Source organism: Streptomyces sp. NPDC090127, from assembly GCF_044746945.1.
GTDB lineage: Bacteria > Actinomycetota > Actinomycetes > Streptomycetales > Streptomycetaceae > Streptomyces.
On the sequence record NZ_JBIVDE010000016.1, the window covers coordinates 1 to 9,712 of the forward strand.

1 protein-coding gene is annotated in these 9,712 nt (G+C 71.3%); it reads right to left on the minus strand.

Annotated features, from left to right (window positions below; translation table 11 throughout):
• A partial coding sequence (locus ACIPPS_RS32475; protein ID WP_401439728.1) for an SDR family NAD(P)-dependent oxidoreductase occupies positions 1–9,712 on the minus strand: 9,712 nt, incomplete at both ends.

Below are 9,712 nucleotides of genomic sequence, written 5' to 3' on the forward strand. Positions count from 1 at the left end.
GGGGTGTGGTGGGTGTGGTGACGGCGCCGTGGGTGAGGACGACGAGGCGGGTGCGGGTCAGACGCTCGTCCGCCAACCACTCCTGCACCAGAGCCCCTACCTGCTCGGTTCGGAACGTGAAGTCGAGCGGCAGCGCCGTGATGTCCGTGACGTCCGACGCGGGGGCCCAGGGGAGGAGTACGGCGTCGAGCTGGGTGCCGGACTCGACTGCCTTGGCGACGGCCGTGATGTCCGCGTAGTGCGCGGCGCGTGCGTAGGCGGGCTGCTGAGCCGCGTTGCTGTCGTGGTCGAGGACACCCCAGGTGGGAGGTGTTGCCGGCTGCGGCAGAACAGTCGCGAGCCAGCGGACCTCGAACAGGTCGAGTGCCGAGCTGCCCGAGGCGCCGAGGGCGAACTCCGTCAGGGGGGTGGCCTGGTAGGTGACGGAGTCGACAGTCAGGACGGGCCGGCCGGTCTGGTCGGTGAGCAGGACGGTGAGGGTGGTGCCGTCCGCGTCCGCTGTGGTGGGGGTGAGGTGGGCTCGTACGGCGGTGGCGCCGGTGGCGTGCAGGCGTACGCCTCGCCAGGTGGCGGGGGTCCACACGTGTCCGTCCCGCTCGGGCAGTCCGTGGTCCGCGAGGGCCATGTCCAGCAGCGCGGGATGCAGGCCGAATCGCGTGGCTTCACCCACACGCTCCTCTGTCAGATCGATCAACTCCGTGTCGGCTACGGCGACGCCATCGGGCGTGATCCCGGCACCGTCACCCGTACCGATACGGCCTTGGGCGTGGAGGGTCCACAGGCCTTCGGGGGAGTCGTCGGGCCGGGCGTGAACGGTCAGGGAACGGTGAGCCGTCGCGTCGGGGGCGCCGATACGGACCTGGAGCTGGACGCCGCCGTGGGACGGGATGGTGAGGGGCGCCGCGAGGTGGAGTTCGTCGAGCACCGTCGCATCGACTTCGTCGCCGGCCCGGACGGCCAGCTCGACCAGCGCCGCACCGGAGAGGACGGCCATGCCGTCGACGGTGTGGTCGGTGAGCCAGGGGTGGGTGCCGAGGGAGAGGTGGCTGGTGAAGAGCGTCTCGTCGGACCCGGCGAGGGCGGCGGTGGCGCCGAGGAGCGGGTGGCCCGTGTCGGTGAGGCCGAGGCCGGTTGCGTCGGTGGCCGTGTGGGCCGATTCGAGCCAGTAGCGCTGGTGTTGGAAGGCGTAGGTGGGGAGGTTGGTCGGTGTTGCGCCGGCGCCTTGGAGGTAGGTCTGCCAGTCGACCGGGGTGGTGGTGTGGGTGTGGAGGTGGGCGACTGCTGCGAGGAGGGTGTCGGGTTCGGGGCGGTCGCGGCGGAGGAGGGGGATGGGGGTGAGGGTGTCGGTGGTGCTTTGGATCATGGCGGTGAGGACGCCGTCGGGTCCTGCTTCGACGACGGTGGTGGCGCCGAGGTCGTTGAGGCTGGTGGTGGCGTCGGCGAAGCGGACGGCTCCGCGGACTTGGTCGGTCCAGTACTGGGCGGTGCGGAGGTCGTCGCCTGTTGCGGGCTGACCGGTGAGGGTGGAGACGACGGGGATCTGCGCTTCGTTGTAGGTGAGTTGGGCTGCGATGGCGCGGAACTCGTCGAGCATGGGGTCGATGTGGGGGGAGTGGAAGGCGTGGGAGACGGTGAGCCGCTTTGTCTTCCTGCCCTGCTGTTCCATCGTGGTGGCGATGGCTTGGACTGCTTCTTCGTCGCCTGAGATGACCAGGGACGTCGGGCTGTTGATGGCGGCTATCGCGACCCTGTCGTTCAGCAGGGGCGTGATCTCGTCCTCTGTGGCTTCCAGGGCGGTCATGGCTCCGCCGACGGGCAGGGCCTGCATGAGGCGGGCTCGTGCCGCGACGAGGCGGGCCGCATCCTCCAAGGTGAGGATGCCGGCGATGTGGGCGGCGGTGAGTTCGCCGATGGAGTGTCCGGCCACGATGTCAGCGGTGATGCCCCAGGAGGAGACAAGTCGATACAGGGCGACTTCGGTGGCGAAGAGTGCGGGCTGGGTCCAGCCGGTGTCGTCCAGGCCTGTGCCGGAGGCGATGACGTCGCGTAGTGGTCGGTCGAGGTGGGGGTCGAGTGCGGCGGTGACCTCGTCGAAGGCGGAGGCGTACGCCGGGAACGCCCCGTACAGTTCCAGGCCCATGTTGATGCGCTGCGCGCCCTGACCGGTGAAGACGAAGGCCGTCTTCCCGCCGGTACGCGTTCCCCGCACGACGCCCGGTGCCGAGGCCCCCGTGGCCAGGGCGCGTAGGCCCGTGAGGAGTTGGTCGTGGTCGCGGCCGAGGATCACGGCGCGGTGGTCGAGCAGGGAGCGGCCGGTGGCCAGGGTCCAGGCGACGTCCACGGGCGCCGGGTCCGTGGACTCGGTGTGGGTGAGGAGTCGGGCGGCCTGGGCCTCCAGTGCTGCGGGGGTCTTGGCCGACAGGGTCCAGGGGACGACCGGTACCGGAATCGCCGGTTCGGAAGCCGGGGCGGTCGTCTCCTCGGCGACCTCCTCGATGATGACGTGCGCGTTCGTGCCGCTGATGCCGAAGGAGGAGATGCCCGCGCGTCGGACCCGGTCGTCGGCCTGCCATGGGCGCTGTTCGGTGAGGAGTTCGACCTCGCCCGCGGTCCAGTCGACGTGGCCGGTCGGTGCGTCGACGTGCAGCGTCTTCGGCAGCACGCCGTGCCGCATCGCCTGCACCATCTTGATGATGCTTGCCACGCCGGCGGCTGCCTGGGTGTGGCCGATGTTGGACTTCAGGGATCCGAGGTAGAGCGGGCGGTCGTGGGATCGTTCCTGGCCGTATGTGGCGAGGAGTGCCTGGGCTTCGATGGGGTCGCCGAGGCGGGTGCCGGTGCCGTGGGCTTCGACGGCGTCGATGTCGGCGCCGGTGAGGCCGGAGTTGGCGAGGGCCTGGCGGATGACGCGTTCCTGGGAGGGGCCGTTGGGTGCGGTCAGGCCGTTGGAGGCGCCGTCCTGGTTGACCGCCGAACCACGCACGACCGCGAGGACCTTGCGGCCGTTCTTACGGGCGTCCGACAGGCGCTCGACCAGGAGCAGGCCGACGCCCTCCGACCAGCCGGTGCCGTCGGCGCCGTCGGCGAACGGCTTGCACCGGCCGTCCGGGGCCAGACCCCGCTGCCGCGAGAACTCGACGAAGGAGAGCGGCGTCGACATGACGGTCACACCGCCGGCGAGGGCGAGGTCGCACTCACCGCTGCGCAGCGCGTTCGCCGCCATGTGCAGGGCGACCAGGGACGAGGAACAGGCGGTGTCGACCGTGACGGCCGGCCCTTCGAGGCCGAACGTGTACGACAGCCGGCCCGACGCCACACTGCCCGCGTTGCCGCTGGCCAGGAAGCCTTCGAGCTCCTGGGGGATGGTCTGCACCCGCGAGCCGTAGTCGTGGTACATGACGCCCGTGAACACGCCCGTGCGGCTGCCGCGCAGGGTGGAGGGAACCATCCCCGCGTTCTCGAAGGTCTCCCAGGCGGTCTCCAGGAGGAGTCGTTGCTGGGGGTCGGTCGCGGTCGCCTCGCGCGGCGACATCCCGAAGAACTCCGGATCGAAGAGATCCGCGTCGTGCAGGAAGCCGCCTTCCCGTGCGTACGTCGTGCCGACGTTCTCGGGGTTCGGATCGTAGATGCGCTCCAGGTCCCAGCCTCGGTTGGCGGGGAACTCGGTGATGGCGTCGGTGCCGTCGGCGACGAGTCGCCACAGGTCGTCGGGGGACGCCACGCCTCCGGGGTAGTGGCAGGCCATGCCGACGATCGCGATCGGCTCGTCGGCCGAGGCCGTCGTCGCTTCCACGACTGCCTGGCTCGTCGCTGCGCCGGAGAACTCCACACGGAGGTGGGCGGCGAGGGCGGCGGGCGTGGGGTAGTCGAAGACGAGGGTGGTGGGGAGTCGGAGTCCGGTCGCGGTGTTGAGCTGGTTGCGGAGTTCGACAGCGGTCAGGGAGTCGAAGCCGAGCTCCTGGAACGCCCGGTCGGCGTCGACGGCGGTGTGGTCGGCGTGGCCCAGTACGGAAGCGACGTGCGTCCGTACGAGGTCGATCAGTACCTTCTCCCCTTCCGTGGCGGTGAGTCCTGCCAACCGGTTCGCCCACCACGAACCATCGCTCGTCGCGGAAGCGAGGGCGGCTCCGGCGCGGCGAGGCGCTGCGGGCACGAGGCCGCGGAAGAGCGGCAGCGGGTCACCGGCCTGGCTGCGCAGGGCGGCGGTGTCGATGCGGGTCGCGGCGAGTACGGCGTCCCCCGTGGTGTGCGCGGCGTCGAAGAGCTGCATCGCGTGGGTGGACGAGAGCGGACGGAGGCCCGCGCGGGCGAGGCGCTTGCGGTCGACGTCCGCCAGCCCGCCCGTGATGTCGCTGGTCTCCTCCCAGAGGCCCCAGGCGAGGGAGGTGGCCGGGAGACCCTGGGCCTGCCGGTGGTGGGCGAGCGCGTCGAGGAAGGTGTTGCCCGCCGCGTAGTTCGCCTGTCCCGCCGTGCCCACCAGGCCGGCGAGTGACGAGTACAGGACGAAGGCGGCCAGGTCGTGGTCGCGCGTCAGCTCGTGCAGGTTCCACGCCGCGTCGACCTTCGCCTTGAGGACGTGCTCCAGGTGCTCGGGCGTGAGGGAGGAGAAGAGAGCGTCATGGAGGACGCCGGCGGTGTGGATGACGGCGGTCAGGGGGTGGTCGGCGGGTATGTCCTGAAGGGCTCGGGCGAGGGCGTCGCGGTCTGCTGCGTCGCAGGCGATGACGTCGACGTGGGTGGCTCCGAGGGTGGTGAGTTCGTCGCGGAGTTCGGTTGCGCCGGGTGCGTCGAGGCCTCGTCGGCTGAGGAGGAGGAGGTGGCGTGTGTGGTGTTCGGTGACGAGGTGGCGTGCGAGGACGCCGCCGAGTGCGCCGGTCGCTCCGGTGATCAGGACCGTGCCCGTGCTCCAGTCGGGCGTCTGCGCGTCCGGGTCCGTCGCGGGGCCGGTCCGGGCGAGGCGGGGTACGCGCAGTTCGCCTGCTCGTATCGCGATCTGCGGTTCGCCGGAGGCGAGGGCGGCCGTGACCGACTTGGGCAGGGTCTTCGCGTCGCCGATGGTGTCGACGTCGAGGAGGATGATGCGGTCCGGGTGTTCTGTCTGGGTGGTGCGGAGCAGGCCCCATACGCCCGCGTGGGCGAGGTTGGGTACGTCGTCGTCCGCGTTCGCGGCCACGGCGCCCGTCGTCACGACCACCAGGCGGGAGTCGGCGAACCGCTCCTCCGCCAGCCAGCCCTGCACCAGTTCCAAGAGCTCGCGCAGAGCGACGTGGGCGGCAGCGGGCACGTTCTCGCCGGTCCCTGACGCCGGCGTCGGCGTCGAGACGAGCGGGACGACGGTGACGGCCGGGGCGGCCGTCCCGGCATCCATCGCCTCGACCAGACTCCTCAGGTCCGGGTACGCCTCGCCTCCCAGCGGCTCGCTGTCGCCCACCACCGCCCAGGCGAGACCAGGGGCCGGCTCGGACGGCTGCGGAATGCGCGACCAGTCGAGTCGGTACAGCCCGTCGCGGGCGGCCGCAGATCCGGCCGTGCGGAGGGCGTCCTTGGAGAGCGGGCGGTAGGCCATGGAGGCGACGGTGGCGACCGGGGCGCCGGTGGCGTCGGCGAGGTCCAGGGCCACCGATTCCGGGCCCGTCTGGGTGAGCCGTACGCGCAGCATCGAGGCACCCACGGCGTACACGGTCACGCCCGACCACGTGAACGGCAGAGCGGCGTCCCTGGTCGCGTCCACCACACCCGGAAGGAGTGCGTGCAGGGCGGAGTCCAGCAGGACGGGGTGGAGGCTGAAGAGGCCGGCGTCCGTGCGCTGTTCGTCGGCGAGGCCGACCTCGGCGAACACCTCGCCTTCGTTCGCGCCCTTCCACGCGCGGCGCAGGCCCTGGAAGGCGGGGCCGTAGCCGTACTCCTGCTCGGCCAGGCGCTCGTACACGCCATCCAGCTCGACCTCTACGGCACCGGCGGGCGGCCACGCCGTCAGGTCGGCGGTGTTCGCGGATCGGTTGTCGACCGTGGTGAGTACGCCGATGGCGTGGGTGGTCCAGGGCCGGTTCTCGTCCCCGTACGCGTCGGAGCGCGAGTGGACCTGAAGCGCGCGGCGGCCGGTCTCGTCGGCGGGTCCGACGACGACCTGGAGCTGGACGCCGCCGCGCTCGGGCAGAACGAGGGGTGCCGCCAGAGTCAGCTCCTCGACCTCCCCCGCGCCGACATGCTGCCCCGCACGAACCGCCAGCTCCAGGAAGCCGGTCCCGGGTACGAGCACCGTGTTCGCCACGGTGTGGTCGGTGAGCCAGGGGTGGGTGTGGTGGGAGAGGCGGCTGGTGAAGATGTGTTCGTCGCGGTCGGCGAGGGGCATGGCTGCGCCGAGGAGGGGGTGGCCGGTGGGGGTGAGGCCGAGGTCGGTGGGGTTGCCGGTGGTGGTGGGGGCGTCGAGCCAGTAGCGCTGGTGTTGGAAGGCGTAGGTGGGGAGGTTGGTCGGTGTTGCGCCGGTGCCTTGGAGGTAGGTCTGCCAGTCGACCGGGGTGGTGGTGTGGGTGTGGAGGTGGGCGACTGCCGCGAGGAGGGTGTCGGGTTCGGGGCGGTCGCGGCGCAGGAGTGGTACTGCGGTGAGCTGGTCGGTGGTGTTCTGGATCATGGCGGTGAGGACGCCGTCGGGTCCTGCTTCGACGACCGTGGTGGCGCCGAGGTCGTTGAGGCTGTTGGCCGCGTCGGCGAAGCGGACGGCTCCGCGGACCTGGTCGGTCCAGTACTGGGCGGTGCGCAGGTCGTCGCCCGTTGCCGGTCGACCGGTGAGGGTGGACACCACCGGGATGGTGGGTGCCTGGTACGTCAGCTGGGCTGCGATGGCGCGGAACTCGTCGAGCATGGGGTCGATGTGGGGGGAGTGGAAGGCGTGGGAGACGGTGAGTCGCTTTGTCTTCCTGCCTTGCTGCTCCAGCACGGAGGAAATGCTCTGGACTGCTTCTTCGTCGCCTGAGATGACCAGGGACGTCGGGCTGTTGATGGCGGCTATCGCGACCCTGTCGTTCAGCAGAGGTGTGATGTCCGCTTCGGTGGCCTGGAGGGCGACCATGGCTCCGCCGACAGGGAGGGCCTGCATGAGGCGGGCTCGTGCTGCGACGAGGTGGGCGGCGTCTTCGAGGGTGAGGATGCCGGCGATGTGGGCGGCGGTGAGTTCGCCGATGGAGTGTCCGGCCACGATGTCAGCGGTGATGCCCCAGGAGGAGACAAGTCGATACAGGGCGACTTCGGTGGCGAAGAGTGCGGGCTGCGTCCAGCCGGTGTCGTCCAGGCCTGCGCCGGAGGCGATGACGTCGCGTAGTGGTCGGTCGAGGTGGGGGTCGAGTGCGGCGGTGACCTCGTCGAAGGCGGAGGCGTACGCCGGGAACGCCTCGTAGAGCTCCAGGCCCATGTTGATGCGCTGAGCGCCTTGGCCGGTGAAGACGAAGGCGGTCTTCCCGCCGGTACGCGTTCCTCGTACGACGCCCGGTGCGGAGGCTCCCGTGGCCAGGGCGCGTAGGCCCGTGAGGAGTTGGTCGTGGTCGCGGCCGAGGATCACGGCGCGGTGGTCGAGCAGGGAGCGGCCGGTGGCCAGGGTCCAGGCGACGTCCACGGGCGCCGCGTCCGTGGACTCGGCGTGGGCCAGGAGCCGGGCCGCCTGAGCCTCCATGGCCCCCGGGGTCTTGGCGGACAGGACCCACGGAACCACCGGCAGCGCAGTCGGCGCAGGAGTCGAGCTCGCGCTCTCCTCGGCGGGCGCCTCGGCTGCCTCGGGCTCCTCGATGATGACGTGGGCGTTCGTGCCGCTGATGCCGAAGGAGGAGATGCCCGCGCGTCGGACCCGGTCGTCGGCCTGCCATGGGCGCTGTTCGGTGAGGAGTTCGACCTCGCCCGCGGTCCAGTCGACGTGGCCGGTCGGTGCGTCGACGTGCAGCGTCTTCGGCAGCACGCCGTGCCGCATCGCCTGCACCATCTTGATGATTCCGCCGACACCGGCCGCCGCCTGCGCGTGGCCGATGTTCGACTTCAGGGATCCGAGCCACAGGGGGCGACCCTCCGGCCGCTCCTTGCCGTAGGTGGCCAGCAGCGCCTGGGCTTCGATGGGGTCGCCGAGGCGGGTGCCGGTGCCGTGGGCTTCGACGGCGTCGATGTCGGCCGCGCTGAGGCCGGAGTTGGCGAGCGCCTGGCGGATGACACGTTCCTGGGACGGGCCGTTGGGTGCGGTCAGGCCGTTGGAGGCGCCGTCCTGGTTGATGGCGGAGCCGCGTACGACGGCCAGGACCTTGTGGCCGTTCTTACGGGCGTCCGACAGGCGCTCGACCAGGAGCAGGCCGACGCCCTCCGACCAGCCGGTGCCGTCGGCGCCGTCGGCGAACGGCTTGCACCGGCCGTCGGCGGCGAGACCACGCTGGCGCGAGAACTCGACGAAGGCGGTGGGCGTCGACATGACGGCGACACCGCCGGCGAGGGCGAGGTCGCACTCACCGCTGCGCAGCGCGTTCGCCGCCCAGTGCAGGGCGACCAGCGACGACGAGCACGCCGTGTCGACCGTGACGGCCGGGCCTTCGAGGCCGAAGGTGTAGGACAGACGGCCCGAGATCACGCTGGAGAGGTTCCCCGTCATGAGGAAGCCCTCGTACTCCTCGGGCGTGCTCGTGAGGCGGGAGGCGTAGTCGTCGTACATGGCGCCGGTGAAGACGCCGGTGTTGGTGCCGCGTACGGTCGCCGGGTCGATTCCGGCGCTCTCGAAGGTCTCCCAGGCGGTCTCCAGGAGGAGTCGTTGTTGGGGGTCGGTCGCGGTCGCCTCGCGCGGCGACATCCCGAAGAACTCCGGGTCGAACTGGTCCGCCTCGTGCAGGAAACCGCCGTGACGGACGTACGTCGTACCGGCGTTGTCGGGGTCGGGGTCGTACAGCTTCTCGATGTCCCAGCCCCGGTTGGCGGGGAACTCGGTGATGGCGTCGGTGCCGTCGGCGACGAGTCGCCACAGGTCGTCGGGGGACGCCACGCCTCCGGGGTAGTGGCAGGCCATGCCGACGATCGCGATCGGCTCGTCGGCCGTCGACGGCGTACTCGTCTCGACGACCGCCTGGGCGGCCGCTGTGCCGGAGATCTCCACTCCGAGGTGGGCCGCGAGTGCGCTGGGCGTGGGGTAGTCGAAGATCAGCGTGGTGGGCAGGCGTAGGCCGGTGGCGGTGTTGAGCTGGTTACGGAGTTCGACGGCCGTCAGGGAGTCGAAGCCGAGCTCCTGGAACGCCCGGTCGGCGTCGATGGCGGTGTGGTCGGCGTGGCCGAGCACCGAGGCCACGTGCGTCCGTACCAGATCGACGAGCGCCTTCTCCCGCTCCGACGCGGACAGGCCGGCCAACGCTGAACCGGCGCTTGCTGCTGCGGCGACGGCGGTTCCGGCGCGGCGAGGAGCCGCGGGGACGAGCCCGCGGAGCATGACCAGGGCTCCGTCGCCCCGGGCGCGCAGGGCGGCGGTGTCGATGCCGGTCGCCGCGAGGACCGCGTCTCCCGTGGTGTGCGCGGCGTCGAAGAGCTGCATCGCGTGGGTGGACGAGAGCGGACGGAGGCCCGCGCGGGTCATGCGCTTGCGGTCGACGTCCGCCAGTCCGCCCGTGATGTCGCTGGTCTGTTCCCAGAGGCCCCAGGCGAGGGAGGTGGCCGGGAGGCCCTGGGCCTGCCGGTGGTGGGCGAGGGCGTCGAGGAAGGT